Source organism: Lacticaseibacillus kribbianus (assembly GCF_020180945.1).
Classification (GTDB): Bacteria; Bacillota; Bacilli; order Lactobacillales; family Lactobacillaceae; genus Lacticaseibacillus; species Lacticaseibacillus kribbianus.
Map to the genome: position 1 here is coordinate 128,887 of NZ_JAIPUL010000005.1, position 24,957 is coordinate 153,843.

Here is a 24,957-nt window from a genome sequence, read left to right on the forward strand (position 1 = left end):
ATGAGGCAATTCACGATTCAGGACACCGAGCTGTCGGTCAGCAGCATCGGCCTGGGCACGGCGGGCGCCGGGCTCAAGTGGGACGGGGATGAGGCCGCCCGGCTGTTCGACACCTACCTCGGGCTCGGCGGCAACGTGATCGACACCGCCCGGGTCTACTCCGATTGGGTGCCGGGGGAGGCCGGGCGCGCCGAGCGCGTGGTCGGCGACTGGCTGCAGCGCTCCGGCAGGCGCCACGACGTCGTGCTGGTCACCAAGGGCGGCCACCCGGACCTGCGCCGCTTGGACGCCGACATCCACCGCAGCCGGATGACGCCGGCCGACATGCGCCACGACCTGGAGCTGTCGTTGACCGCGCTTCACACCGACGCCGTGGACCTGTACCTCTACCACCGAGACGACCGCAGCCAGCCGGTGGCGACGCTGATCGAGGCGATGGAGACCTTCCGGCGCGAGGGCAAAATCCGCTACTACGGCTGCTCGAACTGGCAGGCCGACCGCATCGCGGAGGCTTCGGCCTACTGTCAGGCGCGCGGCTACCGCGGCTTCGTGGCCGATGAGGCGCTGTTCAACCTCGGCGTCGCGCACAAGGCGCCGGGCGGCGACGACACGCTGGTCGCCCTGACCGGGGCGCTGGCCGACTACCACGCGGCGCACCCGGCGCTTCTGGCGATGCCGTACTCCGGCATGGCCAACGGCTTTTTCCACCACTTCGCCCAAGGCGGCGCGCCCGCAGTGGCCGGCAGCGAGTACGCGACCACAGCCAACCTGGCCATCGCGCAAAACGCGGTGGCGCTGGCTCAGCGCACCGGCGCGACGATGACCCAGGTGGTGCTCGGCTTCTTCGCGGTTCAGCCGTTCGCCTGCCTGCCGCTGTTCGCGCCGCGCAACCTCGCGCAGCTGACGGACGCGCTGGCGGACACCGCGCCTGCGTTCACCGCCGCGGACTACGGGCTGCCTGAGGTGGGGGCCGACCATCATTAATGATTCGGTGCGCACCGGCGCGCATGGCGTAATCTACCACTGAGGAGGCAGACATGAGCACAGAACCCACTCTGACTTACCCGGTCATCATGGCCGAACACCACGACGAAGGCGATTACGTCACGGTGACCAGCCCCAACATTCCGGGGATGGTCACCGAGGGCCGGACCCACCAGCAGGCGGCCGAATCGGCCATCGACGCCATCGCGACGATGCTGGACGGCGAGCCGTACCCCGAACCGCAGGACCCGAGCGGCTGGTCGCTGGCGGACGGCGAGCGCAGCGCCTACGTCACCGTCGGCATGGCGCAGTGGTACCGCGAGAAGGCGGCATGGCAGGCCGCCGGATCGCCCCGGCCGACGCCTGAAGCAGAGGCCGACTGATGGTCGTCAAAGCCCGGATCAGGCAGTACGTCTCGGACGTCGCCCGGCTCACCGATTTTTGAGTGGAGACACTGGGCGCCAAACGTGCCGGCACCCGCACGGTCGCCTTTCCCGACTTGGCCGGTCACGACTTTGCCGCCGGGGGAGCTTTGCGACTAGGCGAATCCGGCGGTTGTTTGCACAGAGTGCTTTACCTTGAGGCGGGGTTTATGGTACACTTTTAGCTTGTGAGCATGTGCCTTCGGGCTGGCTTACTCCTTGCTCCTAGGAACTAGGGGCCAAAGACCATAAGGAGGTGAACGTCAAATGGCTGAAACTAAGTATGAAGTAACTTACATCATTCGTCCTGACATGGATGAAGAAGCGAAGTCACAACTGGTTGAACGTTTTGACAATATTCTGAAGGAAAATGGTGCCACCATCATTGATTCCAAGGATTGGCAAAAACGTAAGCTGGCTTATGAAATCAAGAAGTACACCGAGGGGATCTACCACATCGTTAACTTAACCGCTGACGATGCGAAGGCCGTCGATGAATTCGATCGTCTTGCCAAGATCTCTGGCGACATTCTGCGTCAGATGATCGTGGTTCGCGAAGACTAATTCATAGCCAACATTTTTACGAAGGGGAGCTGAAGGAATGATCAACAACGTTTCTTTGACTGGTCGCCTGACCCGCGACATCGAGTTGCGCTACACGCAAAGCGGTACCGCCGTCGGTTCGTTCACGCTTGCCGTTGATCGGCAGTTCACGAACCAGCAGGGTCAGCGCGAGGCCGACTTCATCAACTGTGTGATCTGGCGCAAGAGTGCTGAGAATCTCAGCAACTTCACGCGCAAGGGCTCACTGATTGGGATCGAAGGCCGCATCCAGACGCGTAACTACGACAACAATCAAGGCCAGCGGGTCTATGTCACCGAAGTCGTCGTTGATAACTTTGCCCTGCTCGAGTCCCGAGCGACCACCCAAGCGCGGCCGTCCGAGCCTGCGACGGGCAACCAGTCCAACGGCTACAACGGGAACCAGGGCTTCCAGCCGCAACAGCCGGCTGCGCCAAGTTTCGGCAGTAACCCCGCCCCATCATCGAACAACAACAGTGCTAAGCCTGCCGCGCCGAGCGCGCCAAGCAACACGAGCGATCCCTTCGCCAACACCGGCAAGTCGATCGACATCTCCGATGATGATCTGCCGTTCTAAGAATCTATGAAAAAGGAGTGACACACATGGCACAACAGCGTCGTGGTGGCCGTCGTCGTCGCAAAGTCGACTTCATCGCCGCAAACCACATCGAATACATCGATTACAAAGACACCAACCTGCTGGAGCGGTTCGTTTCCGAACGCGGCAAGATTTTGCCACGTCGGGTAACCGGCACCAGTGCGAAGAACCAGCGCAAGCTGACCGTTGCGATCAAGCGCGCCCGCATCATGGGCCTGCTTCCGTTCGTTGCGGAAGACTAGCACGGAGAACGTCGAGCCTAGGCTCGGCGTTTTTTTGTGCGCCGAAACGTTGCGGTGTCATCCCGGTGATGCGTTTTGTGGCGATAATGCAAACGCTTTTCCCGTTGAAACAAATATTCTTGGCCGGCAATCCCACTTGACAGCGCCGTGGCGGTGCAGGATGATTGGAAAAACATTAGAGTACGGGGAGCGGGACATGAAAACACAGTTTGGGTTCGAGCTCAAGACGCTACCGTGGCGGCTGCTGATTCTCTGCTGGCTGGCGATCATCGGCGGGGTTGGGGCCGTGGCGAACCAGGTGACCACGGAGCTCTGGATGGGCTATAGCCACACGCAATCGGTTCGCTCTGAGGGGGAGCGGACTCCGGAAGAGAACTACACCCACGCGAACAAAGACGAGCTGTACGACTTCTATCGTCTAGAGGCCCAGTATCTGGCCAAGAACGACCGCGTGCGGGTGAAGCAGGTCACGGATTGGACGGGAACCGATGTCCCGACGCCGACGACTGTGGCGGAGAAGGCCGCCGCCGGCCAGGCGAGCGTCGATGCGCCAATTGTGAACGGGCTGCGGCGCGATGCGGCCTTCTTCCAGCGCGCGGCTCGGCTGTTGGCACGGGGCGAGCTGGTTACGTTCAACCGCGCACTGGCGGACAAGCTCCAGCACGACCACGGGGTGGTTGACCGTAATGTTGCGGTCTGCTTGTTCAAATTCGGACTCGATACCGAACGCGTGCGAGAACACCCAGATGATGCGGCCGTGATGCGCGTCTGGAACCGCGTCGCGCCGCAGCGCCTGCTTCAGGCGGACGCGTACAGTTCGGCGTTGAACCTGACGCTGATGGTGTTCAACCCGCTTCGGTCCGAGGAGCGGCAGCGGCCCAACGTCGCCATCTACCTGATCATCGCCGCGGCGGCGCTGATGACAGTGGCGACCGCCTTCCGCGGGGCACCGCGCTACCCCGACATCCTGATGCGAGTGGCGCCGATCGGGCCGAGCACGCGCGCCTTCCTGAAGCTCGCCGCGGTGTGGCTGGCACTGAACGTGATTCTAGTTGCGGCGGTGGCGGTGGTGACCCTCGTGATTGCTGTCAGCCCCGCGCACGACTTCGGCGTCTGGCGCTTTCCGCTGCTGTTCCCGAACGGCGGCAAGGCCCGCCTGATCGTGCCGCTGTGGCAAGTGGCGCTGCGGGTGCTGGGCTTCTTCAACCTCTGGTTCGCGCTGATTGGCGCCGCAACCCACGCGCTGCGCCAGGTGACGCGGGAGGTGCCGGTGGCGCTGTTGGTCATCGGGGTGAGCACCTTCGCGGACTTTTTCAGCCTGCTTCAGCTGCTGCCGGGTGGCTGCCGAGCAACTACCTGAGCCTCGGGGCGCTCTTGAATCACCAGCTTCAGTACGCGCACACAGCCTGGCCGCAGGTGATTCTCGTGTTCGCGAGTTGGACCGTCGGCCTTTGGCTGCTCGGTGCCGGCCTGGCGTGGCTGCGGCTGCGCTACCGGGTGCCGGGGCTTGCAAGGGGGTAGGGAGATGCTGTATCGAATCGAGATCAAGAAAACCTGGGCACAGAGCCTGAACTGGGTGGGCGCGGTGCTGATTGTGCTGTTTTTGCTCACCGCCTTTTTGACCACGCTGCGGCGCGACCCGGTGGCGGTCGACCCTGCGGAGGTGGCGATCGCCGACCGCTACACGGGGCGGCTGAAGCAGCTGAACACCGCGCTTGACGTCTACGACCAGGCCGAGCACCTGACCGCGGCGGACAAGGTGGCGCAGGCGCAGCTGATGGGAGAGAAAACGGTTGTGCAGGGCGTCATCATGGCGCAGTCCGGCATCAGCAGCCCGCTGGGCGACGCGGCCCGCCAGGCTGCGCGGCGGGAGACCGCGCGCGCCACGCTGGCCTACCAGCGGTACATCCTGACGCGGGTGCGGGCCAAGACCGCGCCGAGCACGGCGATCGGCGCAGACGGCGTGCTCAGTCCACCGAGCCTGCGGGCCAGCCGGCGCAACGTCGCGTTCTATCAGGCGCTGGTTGCGCGTAAGCTGCCGGAGATTCCGGCGGCGCGGCACACGGCGCCGGCGGCCAACTACCTGTTCAACGCGGTGAGCGAGGGCCGCTTCACGCTGGTGCTGCTGCTGATCACGCTGCTGCCCCTGGTCAACGGCCTGATGAAGGACAAGCAGGACGGCACCACCGCGCTCGGCCAGGTACTGCCGCTCGGCCCGGTGCCGCCGCTTCTGGCGCGCGCGGCGGCGGGGCTGACGCTGGCCCTTGCGATGCTTGCGGTGGCGCTTGGGGTGAGCTACCTGCTGATCGGCCTGCGCAACGGCTTTGGCCTGTGGCACTACCCCGTGATCATCGAGCGCGCCGGCCGGCCGGTTGTGACCGAGCTGGGCGGCGCGATGGGCCACTACGCCCTGCTGTTCGCGGCGGCCGTCGTTTTCCTCGCCGCCGCGGCGGTGCTGCTCAGCCTGCTGAGCTCGGGCCTGACCACGGTGCTGCTCGGCCTGACCGCGCTTTTGGCGCTGGCCCTGGTGCCGCTGCACGGCGGGGCGTGGCGCCTCGCGCCGTTCGGCTACCTGCAGGCGGGCGATATCGTGATGAACCGCAACGAGGGGATGCTCGGAATCGGCGGCGGCGTGCTCTTGCTCCTGGCCTGGGCGGCGGTGCTGGGCGCGGCGAGCCTGGGCGTCATCGCCGCCCTGCGCAGCCAGCGCGTACAGGCGTGGCGGGTGCGATGAGGGAATTCACCCGTGCATTGAAATAGTGATAGCGGTATCACTTTATCAGTGATAAAATGAGTAAAAAATGAACAGAGGATGAGAGCATGCTGACCGTCAAAAATCTAACCTTCGCGTTCCACGACAAACCGATTCTCGACAACGTCGCCTTCGACCTGCAGGACGGCCAGGTGATCGGCCTGGTCGCCCCCAACGGCACCGGCAAGACCACGCTGCTGCGCCTTTTGTGCGGGCTGTTGCCCGACGCCAAGGCGACCATCGAGCTCAACGGGGTGTCTTTTCACCAGCACCGCACCGCCTACCTCAAGCAGCTGTTCTTCCTTGAGAACTCCAACCAGCTCTACGCCGACCTGACCGTCAAGGACCACCTGGAGTACGTCAAGAAGATGTGGAAGTCCAAGGTCGACATCCAAAAAACGGTCGCGGAGCTGGGCATGGAATCCTACTTCAAGAAGAAGATCAAGAACCTCAGCCTGGGCATGAAGCAGCACGCGCTCTTGGCGATGTACATCGTCTCCGACGCGCAGACCATGTTCATCGACGAGCCGCTCAACGGCCTGGACCCGACCTCGATTCAGCTGTTCGAGCAGATTTTTGCCGAACTCAAGGCCAAGGGCAAGACGCTTCTGGTCTCCTCGCACCAGATGGACTCCGTCGGGCGGGTGTCCGACTCGGTCTTTTTCCTCAAGGACCAGCACATCCATGACGTGACCAACGCCGGGCAGGACATGATGGCGCTGTACACGCAGACCTTCCTGCAGGAGGCGGGGCATGCATGAGCAGATTGCCTTTGACCTGAAGAAGAACTGGCGCGCGACCACCAACCTGGTGATCCTGATCGCCTTCACGCTGCTGTTGCTGATCACCTACTTCAGCGCCCGCAGCACCGCCGACCAGTCCGACAACGACAACTACGGCGCCTACGTCAACGCCGACACCAAGATCCAAAACGAGCTGAGCAAGCTCCAGGAGATCAAGAACCCGGACGCGGCGACGGTCAAGAAGCTGCAGAAGCGCATGAAGCAGCACGAGTACCTCAAGGCGATCGTGCTGGCGCACACCGACCTCGAGAACGTTTTCACCACCAACATGACGGACGCGCGGCTGAACACGGAAAAGGCGGTCCTGGCCTACGAACGCTACACGCTGCGCGAGGTCAAGGCCGGCCGCACCAAGGGCCTGATCGTCATCGCGCTGCCGGGCAAGAAGACGGACAAGACCCTGCTCGGCCGCCAAAAGGACGTCGCCTACTACGAGTACCTGGTCAAGCACAAGCTGGTCGAGGTGCCGGCGACCAAAAAGGACGCGCCGGCCAACAACTACATCGCCTACGCCTTCCTGTACAACGTGTCGCCGCTGCTCTTGCTGGCCGTTTTTGCCGTGCAGCTGGGCCAGCTCTTCACCATTGAAAAACGCCGCGGCACCATCAACTTCCTGAACATCGTGCCGAGCGGCAAGCTGCGGCTGTTGTCCGCGCGCATGGTCTCGTTTTTGGTGCTGACGATTCCACTGTTCCTGGTCGCCGGCGGCATCGCCTACGCCGCGGCCGCCAAGAGCTTCGAGGTCGGCTCGTGGGACTACCCGATTGTCTACTCGGCGGACGGGCGCACCGTGTCGATCATGAACATCGGCCAGTTCCTGGTGATGTTCGTGCTGCTTTTGCTGGCCGTCGCGGTGTTCATCATGATGGTCAGCGCCCTGGTCAGCCTGTACTCGGGCAACCTCGCCGTCAACATCGTCGCAAGCCTCGCGGTGATCCTGCTCGGCGCCCCGCAGGTGATGGCTCACGTGCCCGACGCCCTCGCGCGCTTTTTGCCGACCGCCTACTTCCAGGCAAACTCGGTGATTCTGCACGAGACCGACTGGACGATTCCGGGCATCGGCTTCGGCGTGGTCGTGCTGCTGGCGTGGAGCCTGGTGCTGTACGCCGTGTGCACCGCGATTCTGCGCCGGCGCGAGCTGATCTAGCAAGGATAGTGGTCACAACGGGATGGTGCCTGCGGTGCCATCCCGTTTTTGGCCCCCGCCACCGCGCGGGGCGGCCGCCGCGGGACGCGGTGAGCAGGCGATGGTGCAAATCTGATACGCGGAGGGTGCGCGATGTTTGGCCAAGTGGCACTGGAGTTGAAGAAGCAGCCGTGGCTGCTGCACGTGGCGGCGCTGATCGGGATGCTGCTGCTGTTTGCGGTGCCGCTGGGGCACGCAACCGGGGTTTTGCCTACGCGGTACACTTACGTTCACGGGACCCGGTTTGTGAACTACGAGGCTCACACCGTCGACGGTGAGGCCAAGGCGGTGCAACGAGCCCGCGCTGTGGCGGAGAAGGAGTACCGCGGACTGGTCCAGACGCGGCCGACCGACGAGAACCTGGCGATGCTGAAGCTGCTGCAAGACCTGCGCGCGCCGCTTGAACGGCGCGATTACCTGACCGCCAACCGGCTGACCCTGGCCGCCATCGACAAGGACCCGCGGCTGGCGGGACACTACAATCTGAACCTCATCATCAACAGCACGAATGTGGGCAGTGCGGCGCTGAACGGCGATGCCATGACGGCCAGTCTGACCTACTACGTGAAGCACCGCATCAACAGCCTGCAGGTGATCGATGAGAAGGTCTCGGCGGTCAACGCGGTGTACGACGTAATGTCGCGCTACGGGGAGCACGCGTACAAGTTCACGGTGCTCGATAATCGCAAGCAGTACTTCTACAAGCTCAACGCCGGCACGCCGCTGACCTGGATTTTTCTCTGCTACGCCGCCTTGACACTGGCCCTGGTGTTCAACTTCGACCGCCGCAACAACACGGAAAACTTGAAGCACATGAGCCCCCGCCGCGACTGGGCGATGGTGCTGCTGCGCGCCGGCGTGACGCTGGGCATCGTGCTCGGCGTGCTCGCCGCGACGCTGGTGCTGGCGCTTGCCATCAACGCCGGCATTCCCGGCCACACGCTGGGGACGCTCGGCTACCCGCTGATCACCACCAGTGGGCCGCTCATCGTCGTGACGCCGGTGTGGCAGTACGTCGGCGCGGCGCTTGTGCAGTACGCGCTGTGGGCCGTGCTGCTCGGCGGCGTCGCCTACGTGGTGACGCAGTTCGTGGCCGAGCCGCTTTTGGTGGTGCTGCTATGTTCCCTGGTGTTCCTCGGGATTCCGCTGCATTACTTGGAGCTGCTGCCGCTCACGGTGCGGCGCCTATTTCCCGGGTTATACACCAACCCGCCGGCGCTTGCCGCTCAGGCGGATTACTTCCTGCACGTCCCGTTGCACCAGGCGTTGGCGGTGTTGGCGGCCTGGACCGCGCTGTTCTGGGCCCTGGGGGTGCTGATCCAGCGCCTGCGCTACCGCAGCCGGGGACCGTGGCTGAGCTGAACCATCAGGGCAAGTCGCCGTTGCCGCGGGGAGCCCACCAATCGATGTGAAAGGGGAGGCGCCGGCAGCGGCGCCTCCCTTGTGGTATCCTGAGGGGGAAGTTCACGCTTACGGAGGAAAAAACATGACACCCATCATCACCGAGCGCCTGATTCTGCGGCCGTTCACCGAAGCCGACCTGCCGGAGTTTTTCGCCATTCAGCACGACCCCGTCGTCAACCAGTTCCTGCCTTGGTGGGCCCCGCAGACCGACGCCGAGGCCCTGACGCTTTTGCACGAGCAGTACCTCGACGCGCCGGACGGCTATGCGCTGGCCGTGTGCCTCAAGGCCACGAACAAGGTGATCGGCTTCATCCACGCGGAGGCAAGCGCCGCCCACGACTTCGGCTACGGCATGGCCCAAAGCGCGTGGGGCCACGGCTACATGACCGAGGCGGGGCGGGCGCTGATCGCCCAGCTGCCGGTCGCCGATTACCCCTTCCTGACCGCGACGCACGACCGCGAGAACCCCAGAAGCGGCGCGGTGATGCGCCGGCTGGGCATGACCTACCAGTACACCTACCTCGAGCAGTGGCAGCCCAAGGACTTCCCCGTCCACTTCCGCCTGTACCTGCTCAACCGCGACGGCGACGCGACCCGTCAATTCCCGAAGTATGCGGAGATGTACCCGACGCACTTTGTGGAGGAGGGGCTGAACTAGAGTTGAAAAAAAGTGCGGTTCTCCGCGGCACCACGCGCTCCTGTCAGCAGGATTGCGTGGCGCCTTGCGGGAAACCGCACTTTTGCGTTGTCTGAGTGAGGGGTGGCGAAGTGCGCCGCGCTACGCCCTGGTCGTCGGGCTCCGCGCGGCAACGCGGGTGCGGCTAGCTACGCTCAACCGCTCGAAGCAAAGTGCGCTTCAATCGGTTGAGCTAGGCTACCCGACCCGCTAAGTGCGCCGCGCTCCGCCCTGGTCGTCGTCGGGCTCCGCGCGGCAACGGCGGTTCGCCCAGCTAAGGCCGGCACACGAAGCAAAGTGCGCTTCATGCACCAGCCTTACGCTGGGCGATCGCCTAAGTGCGCCGCGCTCCGCCCTGGTTATCGTCGGGCTCCGCGCGGCAACGCGGGTGCGGCTAGCTACGCTCAACCGCTCGAAGCAAAGTGCGCTTCAATCGGTTGAGCTAGGCTACCCGACCCGCTAAGTGCGCCGCGCTCCGCCCTGGTCGTCGTCGGGCTCCGCGCGGCAACGGCGATTCGCCCAGCTAGGACCGCCACTCGAAGCAAAGTGCGCTTCAAGCGTCGGTCCTACGTTATGTGGCCTGCTAAGTGCGCCGCGCGTCGCCCTGGGGCTACTTCAGCGTCGCGTTGGTCACCTTGCCGACCACGCTGCCCAGGTTCTTGGCGACGCGGGCGGTGAAGGTCAGCTTGTCGCCGGCCATCAGGAAGCGCACCCGCGGGTCGGTCTTGACGCTTGCCGTGTAGACGACCGGGTCGCCGTCGAGCAGGAAGCTCATCGCGTCGCCGCTCAGGCTCACGCGGTTGACCGTGCCGGACACGGCCGTTTTCTTGCCCGCGGTGGCGGCTGCGGTCGGGTCGGCGCCGAACAGCGTCCGGTAGCTGGCCAGCGCGGCGTCGGCGTCGCTGCCGGTCGCCACGGTGCTCTGCGTGCCGTTGCCGCTGGCCAGCAGGTAGACGTAGCTTCGGAAGGCGTTGGAGGAGTCGAGCATCGACACCACCCAGGTCGGCCGGCCGTCGATGCGGTACAGCATCGGCATCTTCGGCTTCCAGCCGGTCTGCTTCATCATGTCCTTGGCGAGCTTCTGCGCGCGGTCCGGCGTCATCGCGTCGTGGGTCTCGCGGTAGTAGTAGGTCTTGCCGGTCGCCGCGTCGGTGAAGGTGTAGCCCATCACCGAGGTCTGGCTGGACTTGGCCGAGGTCAAAGACTGCTGGTAGTAGATCTGGCCGTCGTACATCACCGGGGTCACGTCGTTGTCGTTGCCCTCGGTGCCGGCGCCGGTCACGGCGACCATCACGCCGGTGCGCGCGCCGCCCCAGCCGTTGGCGTTCCACCAGCCGTTGCGCTCGGCGCCCCACGCCGCAACCTGATCCGAGGTCGTGGTCGGGTCGATCGCGACGTCGAGCCATGACGGTTTTTTCGCAAGGTCTTGGTAAAAATTGAGCTTGCCGGTTTCCGCGTTCAGGGTCACGACGGCCTTGTGGCGGAAGTCCTGACGGTTGGTCACGCCGTAGCGCCGCACCAGGGTGGCGACGTAGTAGGGGGTGCCGTCCTCGGCAATCTCAAGCTGCGGCGTGTTTGACATCATCACGTAGCTGGAGTTGGCGGTCGCGGCGTACATCAGGCGCCGCGCGTCCTTGCCGAAGTAGGCCGCCGGGGTGTAGCGCATCGCCTTTTTGACGAACTTCGGCGAGGCGGACTTGCTGGTCGCGTCCACCTTGAAGTAGCCGTCGACCTGCTTGTAGCGCAGGTAGCGGAAGAAGCTGCCGTCGAAGTCCAGCGGCGCGACGTACACCAGCTTGCCGCCGTTGATCTGGGCGCGGACGTGGTCGACCGCGTAGACGTTGGCGTTCGGAATGTTGCTCAGCGAGTTGTTGACCTGCGTCAGCACGGTGGCCGGGGCGTTGACCACCGGTGCCTGGACCTTCTTGCTGCTGACGACCGGCAGCGGCGCCTTGCTGGTCGAGTCGTAGCTGGTCACCGGCGCGTCGTTGGCGATCTGCTTGGCGTCGACGATGCCCATGATGGCAAAAACGGCGAAGGCGACGACGGCCAGCGCGAACGCGGCCCCGGCAAGCTTCAGGAAGCGGCCGCCGAGCTTGGTCGGCTTGGCGGGCTTGGCCCCCGGCGTCACGTCCTGACGCTCCTTGGACTGGTGCTTGCCCGCCGCCTGCGCGAACTTGCGCCAGTCGACCGAGGCGCCGCCGCCGGCAAACATCGCGGCGATCAGCCCGAACAGCGCCGCCGCCATCAGGTTCGCCTGCACGGTGGTCGCGAGGCTCGGCTCCGGCAGGGTGAAGTAGACCCAGGCCGTGGCCAGCACGAACAGCAGCACCGTCGTCCCCGCCAGGCGCAGCGCGCGCCCGGTGCGGTGCGCGGCGGCCAAGGCGCCTGCGCCGATCAGCCCGACGGCCACCCCGGCCGCCGTGAAGCGCAGCGTAATCCCCAAAAATAAGCCCAACATATGATGTCCTCCCGTAATCATTATAGTTATATTGTAGCAAATCCAGGCGGGGCACCATCGGCCTTGAGGCGCATTTTCCTTGAGATTATTTCCCGGGAAATCGCCAGGCGTCTTGCAAGTTGGCGGGAAGTGGCCCATCATTAGGGTGTAACGGTTTTAGGTTAGCTTGAATTCGCACCGAGGGAGGAGAGAAAATGGCAAAACCACAGACAAGACAAGACTTAATTCTCAGCACGTACCGGCACCACGACCGGCTGGTGGCGCAGGTCGACGCCCTGACCGCGGCGCAGCAGGCCACGCCGTTCGCGTTCAAGGGTCGCGACCGCAACCTGCGCGACGTGTTCGTGCAGCTGGCCGCCTGGGAGCACCTGTACCTGGACTGGAGCACGGCGAACCTGGCCGGGACGGCCAAGCGCCTGCTGCCCAAGCCCTACACCTGGCACACGACCGGTCAGCTGAGCCGCAAGATTCAGGCGGCGCACGCGGAGACATCGCTGAGTGACGCCCGGCAGGATTTTGAAAGCGCCTACGACACGCTGATGGATCAGTTCGACGCGCTCTCCAACGAGCAGCTGTTCCTGCGCGGCTTCTACCCCTGGACCGGCTCGCTTGCCCTTGGCGAGTACGCGACGCTGGTGTCGGCGTCGCACTTCGCCTGGGCCAGCAAGGTCGTGGCGCGCTTTCACCGCCAGCTCGAAGAAGAGCAGGCGGTCGGCACGCACTGAAATTAAGGACGACCAAAAATGGTGCCACCGCTCGTGGATTGCGAGGGGTGGCACCATTTTTTCGAATCTCAGGTTAGACTGGGAGGTCGCGGGGGCCGGCACACGAAGCAAAGTGCGCTTATGCGCCAGCCCTACGCTAGCCGATCGCCTAAGAGCGCGCTGCTCCGCCCTCTAAACGGGCTCCGCAAGGCAACGGCCACTCGTCCAGCTAAGGCCCGCACTCGAGGCAAAGTACGCCTCAAGCGCGGGCCTTACGCTAGCCGGTGGCCTAAGTGCGCCTTGCTCCGCCCTCTAAACGGGCTCCGCAGCGCAACGCGGGAGCGGGTAGCTACGCCAAGGCACTCGGGGCAAAGTGCGCCCCAAGCGCCTTGGCTAGGCTATCCGTCCCGCTAAGTGCGCGCTGCTCCGCCCTCTAATCTTCCGCAATCTCCGGCGCCTGGTTCAGTTGAGCCGTCAGCATCCAGATGCGTTTTTCCGTTGCGCCCTTGAAGCCGATGAAGAGGTCCTGGGTCGTGTCGTCGCCCTCCGCGCCCGACACCTCGATGCCGTGCTGGTAGACGTCGGCCAGGTAGCGGTAGCCCTCAAGCAGCGTGGCCAAGCGCTCCGGCGTCGGCGTGCCGAACGTGCCGTGGGCGTCCTTGATGCCGGTCAGCTCGGCGAACTCCTCAAGCGTCGACGCCGGCGCACCGTCCAGCGTGATCAGGCGCTCGGCAATCTCGTCCAGCTGCTCGTCGAGGTCTTCGCGGAAGTCGTCCATCAACGGGTGCAGGTGTAAAAACTCGGGGCCGCGCATGTACCAGTGAACCTGGTGAACCACCGCGCTCATCTGACTGAGGTCGGCCACCAGCTGGTTCAAAACTTCCTTGGTCTGGGGAACTTGCATCATGCTTCTTCTCCTCCTATTGCGCCTGCCTGCAGGCGCGTGCCAGCGCTTCCAATCGACCCTTACAGTGTAACCGATGAGGCGCGGCGGACCCAAGGAATCTGCTCAAGCGGCGCGGCCGGGGGCGCGGTACTCTAGCGGCGCGGAGACGAGGGTGCGGCACGCGGCCGAGGCCGCTACGCCGACTCCCCCCGGCGACGGAACTGGGCATGGCTCAGGAGGTAACTCACAAGCAGCAGCCCAGCCGCCGTCACGGCCAGCGCCGTCAGCGTCTGGCCCAGCGAAAGGCCAACCAAGGTGCCGTTTTGATTGTTGAGTAACGTTCGCGAGAGGTTGAGGCTGGCGGCGGGGAGGTACTGCAGCCAACTGCCGTCCAGCGCGGCAGTGTTCAACAGCTTGGCGGCCGGTAGCAGCAGCACGCACGCGGTCACGAGCAGTGAGGGGAAGAACCCGCGGGACACTTTGCTGACAATGAGGCAGGTGCCGGTAATGATTGCGGTGTAACCCAGCAGCGCAAGCGCGTAGAAGCCGCCTGCGTCCAGCAGCGTGTGGATGACCGGTGCGCCTTGATCCGACTCTTGGTAGACGTCGACGAAGAGGCTGCCGAAGCCTGCGGTGGCGATGACCGGAAGGCTGGCGAGCACCAGCGCGGCGACAAGCATCGTGATGCTGGCAATCATCACGCAGATGACCGACACTGCCCACTTGACCCCGGCCGCAAGCGGCATAACGGCATCAAGCTCGTCTTGGTGCCGGCTTTGACCGACTGTGACCAGCCAGGCGATGACGACGCTGAGCGTCAGAATGATAAGGGTGGTGTCCTGTGCGTACATCACCCTTTTCAGGAGGTAGTTCGTCCAGGGAAAATGATTATCGTAGGACGCGTAATAGGGGACGTGGTGTCGGGCAAGATATGCGAACTGGGCCCGGTAGGTGGAATTGGCGAATCCTGGCAGCAGTGGCAGCGCGAGCAGACGGGCCATGGCCTGGGTGAAGCCGAGCCGGTCGCCGCGTCGCACGGCTCGGGCAACCGCGGCCTGGCGCGTGCGGTAGGCCTTGAGCAGGCGGGGGCTGATCTGGTCGGCGACGGCCTTCAGGTCTGCGGCACTTTGGCCCGACGCCTCGCCGACGCTGGCGACTGCCAGCACCTGTGGGGTGGTCTGGGTGCTCACACTGCGGTGGGTGAAGAAGGGCACCAGCAGCAGGCCCGCGATGACGACGACGCCGAACCAGAGAATGCGCTGGCGAAACACTTGCTTGAGGGTCATGAGGAAGAATGGCATTGGGCGACCTCGCATAGTGAGAGTAGGTGCTAACAGCTCTAGCATATCACATAGAATTAAGGTATGATGGGGTAAAAATGAGAAGAGGCAACGCCATGCTTAACGTCGATAACCTATCATTCGCGTTCGGCAAACGCAAGATTCTGGATCACATCACGCTGACCGTGGCACCCGGCGAGATTGTCGGGCTGGTGGCGCCCAACGGGACGGGGAAGAGTACCTTGCTGCGCAACATTGCGGGCCTGCTTCGGCCGTCAGAGGGCACCGTCACCCTGATGGGCTACGACGCCTTCAAGCAGCGGCGCCAGTTCCTGCGTCACCTGTTTTTTCTGGAGGACGCGCACCGGCTCTACGATGACCTCACTGCCCTGGAGCTTTTGACGTACGTCGGGCGCATCTGGGGTGGTGAGGTGACGGCAGCGACGGCCGTTCAGCGGCTGCGCATGGCGGATTACCAGGGAGTTCGGATATCGCGTATGTCGCTTGGCATGCGCCAGCACGTGCTGCTTGCGGCCTACCTGGTCTCGGGCGCCGATCTGTTGCTGTTCGACGAGCCGTTAAACGGCCTCGACCCCACGGCGATTGCCCGGTTCACTCGCGTTTTTTCCGAGCTTCGCGACGAGGGCAAGGCGATTCTGATGTCCTCGCATCAGCTGCCCAACCTGGCCGAGATGTCGGACCGGGTGGCGTTTTTGACCGCAGGCCAGCTGGAGATTCATCGCACCGCCGACGTTGACCTGAGGCGCGAGTACGCGCGAATCTTCAACGTGGAAGAGGGGCTGATGTGATGGCGGACCTGGCGATGACCCTGCGCCGGGCGGCTCACGACCGTGGCGTGGTGCTGTTCGGCTTGATTATATCGCTGGTTCTGTGCCTGCCGCTGCTGCAGCGCCTCAGCCCACCGCGCACCGGCTACCAGGCCGAGTACGCGTTATTCCAGACGCTTCAAGATACGGATGAGCGGTTGGCCGCCGGGGCAACGATTGCGCCTGGGGTGGCCACCCCGGCGCCCGAGGACCTGCAGCGCGAGCTGACGTTAATCGAGCGGGTGACGGCCAGCATCGACGACGCGGCCAGTCCGGTGCGAATCACGCGTCAGATGTATCGGCTGCGGGCGGAAATGTTGCGTCAGGCGGACCACGGCCGCGACTATCAGGACTTCAAGCACCGCCCGCTGGCGACGGTGCTGACGCTTCGTCAAGACGTCGCCGTATTGGCCTGGCTAGTGCGAACCGACGGGCGCTTCTACGGCCAAGATGAGGTGCGGCTGCCGGCTGGCGTTCAGCTGGCGCGCACCCTTCAGCGCTTCGTCTCGAGTACCTTCGTTCTTCTGCTTGGCGCGATGCTTGCAAGCTACTACCTGTTTCGCGTCAAGTGGCTGGGCCAAGGCGACTTCTTCAACCTGGTGCCGCTTGGCAAGGGCCGTCAGGTCGCCTGGCAGCTGTTGGCGGCCGTGCTGGTGACGGTGGTGGTCGTGGTCGGGGCGATGGGACTCGCGACCCTGGCAGCGCTGCTGCTCGGTGGCGGCGACTGGTCCTACCCGCTGGCGTACAGCGTCGACGGCCAGCACGTGCTTTTGATTACCTGTGGGCGCTTCGTCTTGAGTTACCTCGCCTTCTGGCTTGCGCTGATGGCGGTGATCCTGACAATGACCGCGCTCGTGCAGCAGTTCACGCGCCACCTCGCCACCGGGCTTTTGGCGGTGATTGCGTTGTGCGTGATGCTCCAGAAGGCGCCTGCGGGTTCTTGGTTCGCCTTTCGCTACTTCGACCTGGCCGAAGTGATCGCGCCAGCCGCCGGGGCGGCTGGCAGGGCGCCGGGACTGATTGGGGTCGCGGTGATGCTGGGGACCGCGGCGCTAATCGGGGCGGTGGCGCTTCTGGTGGCGCAGCGCCGGCAGCGCATCTGAGCGGGAAATGAATGGGAAAAGCCGTCGCGCCGCGACGGCTTTTGAATTGGTTGAGAGTCAATCCGCTGGTCAGGAAGCAATCAATTCAGTGTGTACGTGTAGGTGCAGAGGAAAAACTCGACTTCTTCGTCGCCCTTTGCTCCCACGGCGTCACAACCGACGAGCAAGTCGTCGCCCAGCACGCCGCCGTAGTCATAGTCTGATGAGATGTTGTCCGGCGCGTAGGTGAACTTCGCAGTCGATGTTTGGTGCGGCGTGTAGCTCGTCGTGAACGTGATGGTTTCGCTGGTTTCGTGGAAGTATGCCGTTTTTCCGGTCGCCATGTTTTTCGCCTTCCAGTTTGAAAGGGGAACCACGGCGGTTCGGATGAAGGCGACCTCCGCATTAGTGGTTTGATTCTCGGTAATCTGACTGTCTGAGGAGGGCGCGATGGCGCTTGCTGATGGGCTGGTGTGCGGGGTTAGGACAAGTCCTAACCCAAGTAGAGCCAAGGCTGCAAGTGTTGCGATTAATTTCCGTTTCATGGTAGACCCACCTTTCTAGAGGATAGAGGAGATGCCAAGCAACAAAGTTAATCAATATCAGCTGATGAGTTAATTGTAACCGGATTCAGTTTTTCTTGCCAACCGTTATTTATGAAGAACATAACTTTTGTTGTTCGTTTGCGAACGCCGGGCCAGCTTCCAAGTGTGGGCCCACTGGCTTGCGTTCTGGTGTAGAATGAGAGGGTTTGACTGGAGGGGGTTATCCAATGAGCAAAGTCTTGCGCAACGTTGCGCTAATCGCCGTGGGTGCGGCGGTCTACGCGCTGGCCATCAATTACTTCCTGATTCCCAACCGCATCGGGGAGGGCGGCGTCACCGGGCTGACAGCGATCGGCTACTACGCCCTGAACATCAGCCCGGCGCTGACCAACCTGGTGCTCAACGGCCTGCTGGTGGTGGTCGGCCTGCGCTTTTTGGACCGCCGCACCGTCGGCTACACGCTGTGGGCGATCCTGTGCATCTCCGGCTTCCTGCGCCTGCCGGTGGTCTTCGCCTACCACACCGACCAGACCGTGATCGCCGCGGTGTTCGGCGGCGTGCTGATGGGGCTGGCGATGGGCATCATCCTGCGCGCCCACGGCACCATCGCCGGCAGCACCATTTTGGCCAAAATCATCAACAAGTACTTCGGCGTGAAAAACGGCACGGCGACCTTGATGTTCGACCTGTGCGTCGCGGTGCCGTCGGGGCTGATCATCGGCTTCCAGAACATGCTGCTGACGGTGCTTGAGCTCTACGTGTCGGCGGTGGTGCTCAACCGCTTCCTCGATTCGTTCGGCGCCAAGCACGCGCTGATGGTGGTGTCCCCGCACAACCAGGCGATCGCCCAGGCGCTGACCGACGCGCTGGGGCAGGGGGTGACGATGCTTGCCGCCACCGGCTTCCACAGCCAAAAACCGCAGGATGTGCTGTACTTCGTCTGCACCAACGCGGCGTGGCCCCAGGCGCTGGCCATCGTCGGCGCGGCCGACCCGGACGCCCTGATCATCGCCGACCAGGTGCGAAGCGTCCGCGGGCTGCAGCTGGGCAAGCTGCTGTGAGGCAAGCGGCGCGGACCTCACACTAGGGGCGGCCGCGTCGCGCCAGCTCGCGCACAAGTTGGCCGGCCGCCCGGCGGGGATGACCGCGGGAGAGGCCGGGTTTGTTAAGCTCACCCCAACACAAGGAGGATTCAGATGCGCATTATGCTGATTGGCAACGCCGGCACCGGCAAGTCCACGTTTGCGCGGCGGCTGACCGCGGCCACGGGCTGGCCGCTGTTGTCCCTCGACACGGTGTGGCACGCCATGGATTACAGCCACGTCGCCAAGCTCAAGTTCGCCCAGGCGCAGCGCGCGTTCATGGCGGTCAACGCCGACTGGATCATCGACGGCAACTACGGCGGCACGATGCCGCTGCGGCTGGCGCAGGCCGACGCCATCGTGCTGCTGACGGTGCCGCGGCCGCTGGCTATCGCGCGGGTGATTCGCCGCTCGCTGGCCTTTCGCCGCGACCCGGCCACGCGCCCGGACATGGCGCCGGGCTTCGTCGAGCACCTCGACGCCGACTACCTGGACTTCCTGAAGTACGTCTGGGGCTACAACGCGCGCTTTGCGGTCACCACCGCGCCGCTGTTGGCCCAAAGGCGCCCGGACCAGCGACTGTGGGTGGCGCACAACGCGCGGGAGAAGGCCGCGGTGCTGGCGGCGCTGACGCGGTGAGGCGGATTGCGCATTGGGGATAGTAAATCACCGCGGTCGAATTCGACCGCGGTGATTTTTATCTCATGGTTACAGATTGGCGCCCCGGCTGCGGTAGGTCGCTGCCAGCCACGCGAAGGAATCCTTTTTGATTCGTTGCAGGCTCCCGCGGCCAGTGTCGTCCATGTCGACGTACACCACGCCGTAGCGCTTCTTCATCTCTCCGGTGGACAATGACACCAGGTCGATTGGCGCCCACATGGTGTAGCCAAAACAGGGCACGCCATCGACCGTGATGGCGTCGCGAATCGCGCGCAGGTGGTCGGCGAGGTAGTCGATGCGATACTGATCGTGGATCTGGCCGTCAACGCGCTGATCGATCATCCCCAGGCCGTTTTCGATCACGATCAGCGGCTTTTGGTAGCGGTCGTAGAGTTCGTTGAGGCAATAGCGCAGGCCCAGCGGGTCGATGGGCCAATGCCAAGGGGTCGTTTGTAAATGCGGATTCTCATTGACCAGGCCTTCGTCGGCCGTGACGGTGCCGGAGCGATAATAACTGAACGCCAGAAAATCAATTGTGCCGGCCCTTAACGTTGCGAGGTCGGCCGGCGTCACGTCCAGGGTCACGCCGAGACGCTTGAACAAGTCCCGCGCGTAATGCGGGTATTGACCGCGGGCCATCACATCGGCAAAGAAGTAACACGCTTCCCGGCGCGTGGTGTAGGCCGCCCAAACATTCTTGGGGTCGGAATCAGCCGGATACATCTCACTCATCATGTACATGGTCCCGAATTGCAGCTCGCGGTCGATTAGCCGCGCCTGGCGAATCACCGCCGCCGACGCCACGAACATGTGGTGCACGCATTCGTAGCGGGTCTGAGGATCCTGGGCATGGGTGCCCAGCGCCGCGTAGCCGCCCAAAATGTTGATTTCGTTGAACGTCAGCCAATACTTCACCCGGTCGTGAAAATGCCGAATCAACGTTAACGCGTAGTGCTCGTAGGCGGCGATGGTGCGGCGGTCAGCCCAGCCGCCGTATTTGAGTGCTAAGGCGTTCGGCAGCTCGTCATGGCAAATCGTGATGATCGGCTGAATGTGCTTGGCCGAGAGGTAATCGATGACCTGGTCATAAAACGCTAGCCCCGCAGGATTGGCCTCTTTTTCCATGCCGGTGGAGAAGATGCGGGACCAGCAGATCGAAAACCGGTAAGTCGTTGATCCCAGCTCCGCCAACAGGTCGATGTCCTCGCGCCAATGGTGGTAGAAATCCGTCGCCTGGTGGCTGGGGTAATAGGTGTCGGCAAATAACGTCGGCACGGAATCTGCGGGTAATGCGTCGCGCACCCCGGCACTGCCGCGGGTCCCGTCGGGTAACGTCAACGTGATCTGCCGCGGCTGGCCATAAGCGCCAGCGGTGACAAAATCATGTGTGAGCAGGCCCCGACCGCCTTCATCAAAGCCGCCTTCACATTGAAAGTCGGCTGTCGCGCCGCCGAATAAGAACGCTTTGGGAAAAGTTGTCATGTTGTCGCCTCCAGTGAAAGTATAGCGCGCACGTGCCGGGACAACACCTTGGAAATTGATCCGCGCACATTTTACGCGCCCGACAACTCGAAGCAAAGTGCGCTTCAAGCCGTCGATCCAGGCTACCCGCCCCGCTAAGTGCGCGCTTCTCCGCCCTGGTCGTCGGGCTCCGCGCGGCAACGCAGGCGCACATAACTAGGGCCGCCACTCGAAGCAAAGAGCGCTTCAAGCGTCGGTCCTACGTTATGTGGCCTGCTTAAACCCGCCGCGCTCCGCCCTGGTCGTCGGGCTCCGAAGCGCAACGGCGATTCGTCCAGCTAAGGCTGGGCAATGAGCCAAAGTGCGGCTCATTGCCCAGCCTTACGCTAGCCGATCGCCTAAGTGCGCGCTTCTCCGCCCTGGACACAAAAAGCGGCGCCTGTTTGGCAGCACAGGCGCCGCAATCCTTGGGGTTGTTCATGCTGCCGCAGTGGCTTGCGGCAGTCGTGTCTTAGTAGGGGTTTGAATCAGAGGTTACTTTTCGGCCTTGTAGTCCTTGATGACCTGCTTGCGCATCTTGTTCTTGGCCTTGGCATTCTTCATGTCGTACTTGTTGACGTCCTTGTAGCCCAGGCCGTTAACCGTCTTTTGCATGCCTGCCAGCAGGGTGTTGTACTCGCTGTCGCTCTTGGCCATGATCATCTTCCAAGTGGTGTTGGTGATCTGCTGGCCGATGGTGGCACGCTGCGTGGAGATGACGGATGGGTCTTCCGGTGCGGTGTAGGCAACACCGGCGGCGATTTCAAGCTGGTTCTTCTTTTCCAGGTAGTCCATGGTCGACGTTGCGCCGTCCATGTGCTTGCTCCAGTCCTTGCTCAGCTTGGTCTCGGAGGCCTTGATCACGGATGGCCACATGTTGTAGTTGTACGGCTGGCCGGTGGTCGGGTCCGTGTCGTACTGCAGCACAGTCTTGAAGTTCAGCGGGTTCAGGCCGTCCTGGAACGAGGTGCCGCCGTACTTCTTCGGCATCTTGGTGTTCTGGTCGTCGTTCAGGATCTTGTCGCCGAGCGCGGTCAAAACGGGCTCGCCGTCCTTCATCTTCCACATTACGCCCTTGATGCCGGCGCAGGCGATGTTCCCGGCCTGGCTGACCTGCACACCCTCTGGGGAGTACAGCCAGTTGATGAACTTGACTAGGCGGGCCTTGTTCTTGGCCTTGCTGCCGATACCGATCATCGTGACGCCGCCGGCAGGGGAGGCACCGTTAGAGGTGACGTTCAGGTCCTCGACAGGCGCGAGCGCGAAGCCCTTGCCCTGTGAGGTGTTGGCCGACGTGTTGTAGCCGGAAATGCCCAGGAAGTTCCACCAGGAGAAGAGCACCTTGCCGGAGCGCACCTTGGTGTCGATCTGCGTCCAGGTCTGCGTGGAGGAGTCCGGATCGAGAATCCCGGCCTGCTTGCACAGGTTCAGGAACTTGATGCCCTTCACGTACTGGCTGTTGTTGGCGATGATGCTCTGGTAGGCCTTGCCGTTACCCTTGCTCAGCACCGTGCCCTGGTTGATTTCCCAGCCGTAAAACGACATGTTCTGCGCGGCGTTTTGCATGTTGGTGCCGTCCCAGTCCTTGAACAGGGAGACGGCCCAGATATCCTTGTCACCCGTGTCCTTGCGCGCCTGGTCCTGCATCTTCTTCAAAACCGGCACCAGGTCGTTCATGGTCTTGATCTCCGGGTAGCCGATTTCCTTGTAGATGTCCCAGCGGATGTACGGTGCGGCCGCCGGATCCTGGCCTTCGGAAGGCTTGGTCGGGGACATCGAGGAAACCCCGGTGGTCAGGCCCCACACGCCCTTTTTGCCGGCGATGTTCTCCAGCTCGTCCGAGCTGGCCTTGTACTTCTTGATGTACTTCATGCCGTCGAGGTAAGGCGTCATGTCGGACAGCAGGCCGGCCTTGACCAGCTTCTTGGTGTGGGTCGTGCCGGTGATGATCAGGTCACCGAGGTTCCCCGCCGCCGAGCGGGTATCGAAAAGGGTGGAGCCGCCGCCGGCAACGTTAGGCGAGACCATCTTCAACTTGATGTTGAACTTGTCCTTGATGTAGTTGGCGTACCAGCCCTTGGCAATCCCGGCGTAGTTCGCCAGATCGTCGTAGACGGTGACCGTCAGCTCCTTGCCGTCGTCCTTGGCCGCCTTCTTGTCGGTGTCGGCCTTGTTACCGGTGCTGCATCCCGCCAGTGCCAAAACCGTGGCCGCGGCGGTTGCAAGAATCGCTACTTTCTTACGCATCACATATTCCTCCCAGTCTATGCCGTGCCCCCGCACGGCTGTCTGAGGCGGCAGACGGTGCCGCATCTCACTATTGAGTATAGTCAACCATACCAATCTCGGCAAGCGCTTACAGGGGCGCTATACCGGGATTTAGCCCCCCTGACCGCGCCAAATGTCGACAAATCGGACCTAAGTAAGTTCGGAATACTAACTAATGTAATGGCCGTGCGATAGCTTCCAGCCGAGCTTTCAGCAATGGCCTATGCCACCGAAAACGGGAAAAGGCGTGCAGGTTTTTTAGAGGGCGGAGCAAGGCGTACTTAGCCGGTCGGCTAGCGTAAGGCTGGCGCTTGGGCCGCACTTTGGCCCGAGTGCCAGCCTTAGCTAGACGAACCGGCGTTGCCTTGCGTAGCCCGTTTAGACCAGAGCGGAGTGCGGCGGGCTTAGCCGGACGCATAGCGTAAGGCGGGGCAATGGGCCACACTTTGGCCCAGTGTTCCGCCTTAGCTATGCGCTCCGGCGTTGCCGCACGGAGCTCGAGGAAAGGGCGGAGCCGAGCGCAGGCCCAGCCGGACTGCCGTTTCACACTGGGTTGCGGCGAGGTTCCCCGTGTGAAACGGCAATTGGTCGGATCGACCGCAGGCGCACAAACAAGGCGGCACCCCGTGTTGGGGATGCCGCCTTGTGCATCGTCAGTCTGCATTGATACTCGGCTACCGGCGTCACCACGCTCGGGTCCTCCGGCGTCCCGCGCTACCGGTCGGTGCGCTGCAGCAGCTTCGGCTCCGTGACGCGCAGCACGATCAGGTTGATCAAAAGCAGCAGGGCCGTGGAGATGAACACCACGTTGTAGTCGAACAGGCCGGCCAGCGTCCCACCGAGGAAGGCGCCGAACATGTTGCCCAGGGCCTGGAAGCTCTGGTTCCAGGAGAAAATCGCGCTGGTGGTTTCCGGCGGCGTGTTTTTCGTCAGCAGGGTCTGGATGGTCGGGAAAAGGCCCGCGTCGGAGATGCCGACGAACAGGCGCAGGATGCCCAGGCCGACGACGCTGCCGACGATGCCTTGCGGAAAGTAGACCAGCACCGCGAACAGGTAGCAGCCGATCAGCACCCGTCCGGAGCCGTGCTTGTCGCCGTAGCGGCCGAGGCGCGGCGCCGCGAGGATGTTGGAGATGCCGGGCAAAGCGGCGATGACGCCGGCGACCACGGTGATGGCGCCCTGATTGTGCATCAGCTCCTTAATGTAAAGCGAGATGATCGGCGAGATCGACGCGTTGCCGGTCTGCACGATCATGGTCGAAATCAGGAGAATCACGATCAGCTTCGGGTCGGCGACCTTTTTCAACAGCGACTGGTGCGGCGCGCCCTTGACGCGCTGCACCGGCACGAACGACTCCTCGACCATGAACGCCGACATCAGGCAGACCACGGCGAGAAGCGCCGCGGTGATGAAAAAGGTGTTCCGGATCGAGAAAATCTGAGCTAAGATGCCGCCGACAATCGGGCCAAAAAGCGTCCCGGACACCGAGCCGGTGACCAGCGTCCCCAGCGCGGCGCCGGCCTTGGCGCGCGGCGTCTGCGAGGCCACCAGCGCCTGCGCGTTGGGGATGTAGCCGGAGAAGAAGCCCTGGAAGAAGCGGCAGGCGAACAGCGCCCAGACGTTGGTGCAAAGCCCCATCAAGGCCATCGACACCGCGATGCCCAGGCTCGCCCGGATCAGCATCACCTTGCGCCCGGTGCGGTCGGCGAGGCTGCCCCACAGCGGCGAGACGATCGCCGTGATCAGGAACGTGACCGCGTAAATCAGCCCGCTCCAAAAGGTCAGCTGCTGCTTGGAAAAATCGCCCATCTGGCTGACGTAAAGCGACAGGAACGGCATGATCTCGCTGAACGCGATCCCCGCAACGAACGTGCAGAACCACAGCACGTACAGGTTCTTCTTCCACGGGCCACGCTCGCGTTGTGCATCATCCATGGCGCTGGCGCCTCCTTCTTCGGTGGCGGGCCGTCAGGCGACCCACCAAACAATTTCTGAAAACCCACGACTTCCAGT

Annotated in this window: 24 protein-coding genes; 17 read left to right on the top strand and 7 right to left on the bottom strand. The window is 63.2% G+C overall.

Features of this window, described 5'->3' with window-relative positions:
* From LE416_RS12570 to LE416_RS12625, 12 genes are all read left to right on the top strand, one after another.
* Entirely contained in the window at positions 1-984 is a 984-nt protein-coding gene (locus LE416_RS12570; protein WP_225049323.1) for an aldo/keto reductase, read from the top strand.
* Positions 985-1,037: 53 nt separating this feature from the next.
* The gene (locus tag LE416_RS12575; RefSeq protein ID WP_225049324.1) at positions 1,038-1,367 is read left to right on the top strand and encodes a type II toxin-antitoxin system HicB family antitoxin; all 330 of its coding nucleotides are present in this window, start codon (positions 1,038-1,040) and stop codon (positions 1,365-1,367) included.
* A 306-nt stretch (positions 1,368-1,673) separates the two neighbouring features.
* On the top strand, positions 1,674-1,970 hold the full coding sequence (gene rpsF / locus LE416_RS12580; RefSeq protein WP_225049325.1) for a 30S ribosomal protein S6: 297 nt from the start codon (positions 1,674-1,676) through the stop codon (positions 1,968-1,970).
* 37 nt (positions 1,971-2,007) lie between these two features.
* Entirely contained in the window at positions 2,008-2,565 is a 558-nt protein-coding gene (gene ssb / locus LE416_RS12585) for a single-stranded DNA-binding protein (protein ID WP_225049326.1), read from the top strand.
* A 26-nt stretch (positions 2,566-2,591) separates the two neighbouring features.
* Entirely contained in the window at positions 2,592-2,828 is a 237-nt protein-coding gene (gene rpsR / locus LE416_RS12590) for a 30S ribosomal protein S18 (protein ID WP_225049327.1), read from the top strand.
* Positions 2,829-3,024: 196 nt separating this feature from the next.
* Positions 3,025-4,188: a hypothetical protein gene (locus LE416_RS12595; RefSeq protein WP_225049328.1), complete on the top strand. Its 1,164-nt coding sequence runs from the start codon at positions 3,025-3,027 to the stop codon at positions 4,186-4,188.
* Positions 4,189-4,202: 14 nt separating this feature from the next.
* Positions 4,203-4,349, top strand: a complete 147-nt coding sequence (locus tag LE416_RS12600; protein WP_225049329.1) for a hypothetical protein — start codon at positions 4,203-4,205, stop codon at positions 4,347-4,349.
* 4 nt (positions 4,350-4,353) lie between these two features.
* Positions 4,354-5,562 (top strand): hypothetical protein, encoded by a 1,209-nt coding sequence (locus LE416_RS12605; RefSeq protein ID WP_225049330.1) that lies wholly within the window; start codon positions 4,354-4,356, stop codon positions 5,560-5,562.
* A gap of 86 nt (positions 5,563-5,648) precedes the next feature.
* Positions 5,649-6,341 (top strand): ATP-binding cassette domain-containing protein, encoded by a 693-nt coding sequence (locus tag LE416_RS12610; RefSeq protein WP_225049331.1) that lies wholly within the window; start codon positions 5,649-5,651, stop codon positions 6,339-6,341.
* Positions 6,334-7,530, top strand: a complete 1,197-nt coding sequence (locus LE416_RS12615; RefSeq protein WP_225049332.1) for an ABC transporter permease — start codon at positions 6,334-6,336, stop codon at positions 7,528-7,530. The genes LE416_RS12610 and LE416_RS12615 overlap by 8 nt, the downstream gene beginning before the upstream one ends.
* Before the next feature lie 132 nt (positions 7,531-7,662).
* A complete protein-coding gene (locus tag LE416_RS12620; protein WP_225049333.1) occupies positions 7,663-8,931 on the top strand; it encodes a hypothetical protein in 1,269 nt (422 codons plus the stop codon).
* Between the two features lie 124 nt (positions 8,932-9,055).
* Positions 9,056-9,631 carry a GNAT family N-acetyltransferase gene (locus tag LE416_RS12625; RefSeq protein ID WP_225049334.1) on the top strand — a complete coding sequence of 192 codons (576 nt, stop codon included), beginning with the start codon at positions 9,056-9,058 and terminating at the stop codon, positions 9,629-9,631.
* Between the two features lie 628 nt (positions 9,632-10,259).
* Here the strand turns inward: LE416_RS12625 and LE416_RS12630 are convergent.
* Positions 10,260-12,110 carry a hypothetical protein gene (locus LE416_RS12630; protein WP_225049335.1) on the bottom strand — a complete coding sequence of 617 codons (1,851 nt, stop codon included), beginning with the start codon at positions 12,108-12,110 and terminating at the stop codon, positions 10,260-10,262.
* A 194-nt stretch (positions 12,111-12,304) separates the two neighbouring features.
* Here LE416_RS12630 and LE416_RS12635 point away from each other — a divergent pair, with 194 nt between their 5' ends.
* Positions 12,305-12,835 (top strand): ClbS/DfsB family four-helix bundle protein, encoded by a 531-nt coding sequence (locus LE416_RS12635; RefSeq protein ID WP_225049336.1) that lies wholly within the window; start codon positions 12,305-12,307, stop codon positions 12,833-12,835.
* Positions 12,836-13,247: 412 nt separating this feature from the next.
* Here LE416_RS12635 and LE416_RS12640 read toward each other — a convergent pair whose 3' ends face one another.
* Both LE416_RS12640 and LE416_RS12645 read right to left on the bottom strand, forming a co-directional pair.
* Positions 13,248-13,718: a Dps family protein gene (locus LE416_RS12640; protein ID WP_225049374.1), complete on the bottom strand. Its 471-nt coding sequence runs from the start codon at positions 13,716-13,718 to the stop codon at positions 13,248-13,250.
* Positions 13,719-13,894: 176 nt separating this feature from the next.
* Positions 13,895-15,001, bottom strand: a complete 1,107-nt coding sequence (locus LE416_RS12645; protein ID WP_225049337.1) for a hypothetical protein — start codon at positions 14,999-15,001, stop codon at positions 13,895-13,897.
* A gap of 95 nt (positions 15,002-15,096) precedes the next feature.
* Between LE416_RS12645 and LE416_RS12650 the strand changes: the two genes are divergently transcribed.
* Both LE416_RS12650 and LE416_RS12655 read left to right on the top strand, forming a co-directional pair.
* On the top strand, positions 15,097-15,789 hold the full coding sequence (locus LE416_RS12650) for an ABC transporter ATP-binding protein (protein WP_225049338.1): 693 nt from the start codon (positions 15,097-15,099) through the stop codon (positions 15,787-15,789).
* On the top strand, positions 15,786-16,910 hold the full coding sequence (locus tag LE416_RS12655; protein ID WP_225049339.1) for a hypothetical protein: 1,125 nt from the start codon (positions 15,786-15,788) through the stop codon (positions 16,908-16,910). Before LE416_RS12650 ends, LE416_RS12655 begins: the two co-directional genes overlap by 4 nt.
* Positions 16,911-16,990: 80 nt before the next feature.
* Here LE416_RS12655 and LE416_RS12660 read toward each other — a convergent pair whose 3' ends face one another.
* Complete coding sequence (locus LE416_RS12660) at positions 16,991-17,434, bottom strand: hypothetical protein (protein ID WP_225049340.1); 444 nt, start codon at positions 17,432-17,434, stop codon at positions 16,991-16,993.
* A gap of 227 nt (positions 17,435-17,661) precedes the next feature.
* Here LE416_RS12660 and LE416_RS12665 point away from each other — a divergent pair, with 227 nt between their 5' ends.
* Both LE416_RS12665 and LE416_RS12670 read left to right on the top strand, forming a co-directional pair.
* On the top strand, positions 17,662-18,495 hold the full coding sequence (locus LE416_RS12665) for a YitT family protein (RefSeq protein WP_225049341.1): 834 nt from the start codon (positions 17,662-17,664) through the stop codon (positions 18,493-18,495).
* 135 nt (positions 18,496-18,630) lie between these two features.
* The gene (locus tag LE416_RS12670) at positions 18,631-19,155 is read left to right on the top strand and encodes a P-loop NTPase family protein (protein ID WP_225049342.1); all 525 of its coding nucleotides are present in this window, start codon (positions 18,631-18,633) and stop codon (positions 19,153-19,155) included.
* Between the two features lie 69 nt (positions 19,156-19,224).
* Here LE416_RS12670 and LE416_RS12675 read toward each other — a convergent pair whose 3' ends face one another.
* The 3 genes from LE416_RS12675 to LE416_RS12685 all read right to left on the bottom strand — a co-directional run bounded on the left by LE416_RS12675 (position 19,225) and on the right by LE416_RS12685 (position 24,879).
* Positions 19,225-20,658, bottom strand: a complete 1,434-nt coding sequence (locus LE416_RS12675; RefSeq protein ID WP_225049343.1) for a glycoside hydrolase family 1 protein — start codon at positions 20,656-20,658, stop codon at positions 19,225-19,227.
* A gap of 513 nt (positions 20,659-21,171) precedes the next feature.
* Positions 21,172-22,923, bottom strand: coding sequence for an extracellular solute-binding protein (locus LE416_RS12680; protein WP_225049344.1), 1,752 nt, complete (start codon positions 22,921-22,923; stop codon positions 21,172-21,174).
* Positions 22,924-23,658: 735 nt separating this feature from the next.
* On the bottom strand, positions 23,659-24,879 hold the full coding sequence (locus tag LE416_RS12685; RefSeq protein ID WP_225049345.1) for an MFS transporter: 1,221 nt from the start codon (positions 24,877-24,879) through the stop codon (positions 23,659-23,661).
* Between the last annotated feature and the right edge of the window lie 78 nt (positions 24,880-24,957).

What these genes read in the sequence shown, in the direction of transcription:
- LE416_RS12570 (WP_225049323.1), top strand. Translation starts at nt 1, where the DNA reads ATGAGGCAATTCACGATTCAGGACACCGAGCTGTCGGTCAGCAGCATC.
- LE416_RS12575 (WP_225049324.1), top strand. Translation starts at nt 1,038, where the DNA reads ATGAGCACAGAACCCACTCTGACTTACCCGGTCATCATGGCCGAACAC.
- rpsF (WP_225049325.1), top strand. Translation starts at nt 1,674, where the DNA reads ATGGCTGAAACTAAGTATGAAGTAACTTACATCATTCGTCCTGACATG.
- ssb (WP_225049326.1), top strand. Translation starts at nt 2,008, where the DNA reads ATGATCAACAACGTTTCTTTGACTGGTCGCCTGACCCGCGACATCGAG.
- rpsR (WP_225049327.1), top strand. Translation starts at nt 2,592, where the DNA reads ATGGCACAACAGCGTCGTGGTGGCCGTCGTCGTCGCAAAGTCGACTTC.
- LE416_RS12595 (WP_225049328.1), top strand. Translation starts at nt 3,025, where the DNA reads ATGAAAACACAGTTTGGGTTCGAGCTCAAGACGCTACCGTGGCGGCTG.
- LE416_RS12605 (WP_225049330.1), top strand. Translation starts at nt 4,354, where the DNA reads ATGCTGTATCGAATCGAGATCAAGAAAACCTGGGCACAGAGCCTGAAC.
- LE416_RS12610 (WP_225049331.1), top strand. Translation starts at nt 5,649, where the DNA reads ATGCTGACCGTCAAAAATCTAACCTTCGCGTTCCACGACAAACCGATT.
- LE416_RS12615 (WP_225049332.1), top strand. Translation starts at nt 6,334, where the DNA reads ATGCATGAGCAGATTGCCTTTGACCTGAAGAAGAACTGGCGCGCGACC.
- LE416_RS12620 (WP_225049333.1), top strand. Translation starts at nt 7,663, where the DNA reads ATGTTTGGCCAAGTGGCACTGGAGTTGAAGAAGCAGCCGTGGCTGCTG.
- LE416_RS12625 (WP_225049334.1), top strand. Translation starts at nt 9,056, where the DNA reads ATGACACCCATCATCACCGAGCGCCTGATTCTGCGGCCGTTCACCGAA.
- LE416_RS12630 (WP_225049335.1), bottom strand. Translation starts at nt 12,110, where the DNA reads ATGTTGGGCTTATTTTTGGGGATTACGCTGCGCTTCACGGCGGCCGGG.
- LE416_RS12635 (WP_225049336.1), top strand. Translation starts at nt 12,305, where the DNA reads ATGGCAAAACCACAGACAAGACAAGACTTAATTCTCAGCACGTACCGG.
- LE416_RS12640 (WP_225049374.1), bottom strand. Translation starts at nt 13,718, where the DNA reads ATGCAAGTTCCCCAGACCAAGGAAGTTTTGAACCAGCTGGTGGCCGAC.
- LE416_RS12645 (WP_225049337.1), bottom strand. Translation starts at nt 15,001, where the DNA reads ATGCCATTCTTCCTCATGACCCTCAAGCAAGTGTTTCGCCAGCGCATT.
- LE416_RS12650 (WP_225049338.1), top strand. Translation starts at nt 15,097, where the DNA reads ATGCTTAACGTCGATAACCTATCATTCGCGTTCGGCAAACGCAAGATT.
- LE416_RS12660 (WP_225049340.1), bottom strand. Translation starts at nt 17,434, where the DNA reads ATGAAACGGAAATTAATCGCAACACTTGCAGCCTTGGCTCTACTTGGG.
- LE416_RS12665 (WP_225049341.1), top strand. Translation starts at nt 17,662, where the DNA reads ATGAGCAAAGTCTTGCGCAACGTTGCGCTAATCGCCGTGGGTGCGGCG.
- LE416_RS12670 (WP_225049342.1), top strand. Translation starts at nt 18,631, where the DNA reads ATGCGCATTATGCTGATTGGCAACGCCGGCACCGGCAAGTCCACGTTT.
- LE416_RS12675 (WP_225049343.1), bottom strand. Translation starts at nt 20,658, where the DNA reads ATGACAACTTTTCCCAAAGCGTTCTTATTCGGCGGCGCGACAGCCGAC.
- LE416_RS12680 (WP_225049344.1), bottom strand. Translation starts at nt 22,923, where the DNA reads ATGCGTAAGAAAGTAGCGATTCTTGCAACCGCCGCGGCCACGGTTTTG.
- LE416_RS12685 (WP_225049345.1), bottom strand. Translation starts at nt 24,879, where the DNA reads ATGGATGATGCACAACGCGAGCGTGGCCCGTGGAAGAAGAACCTGTAC.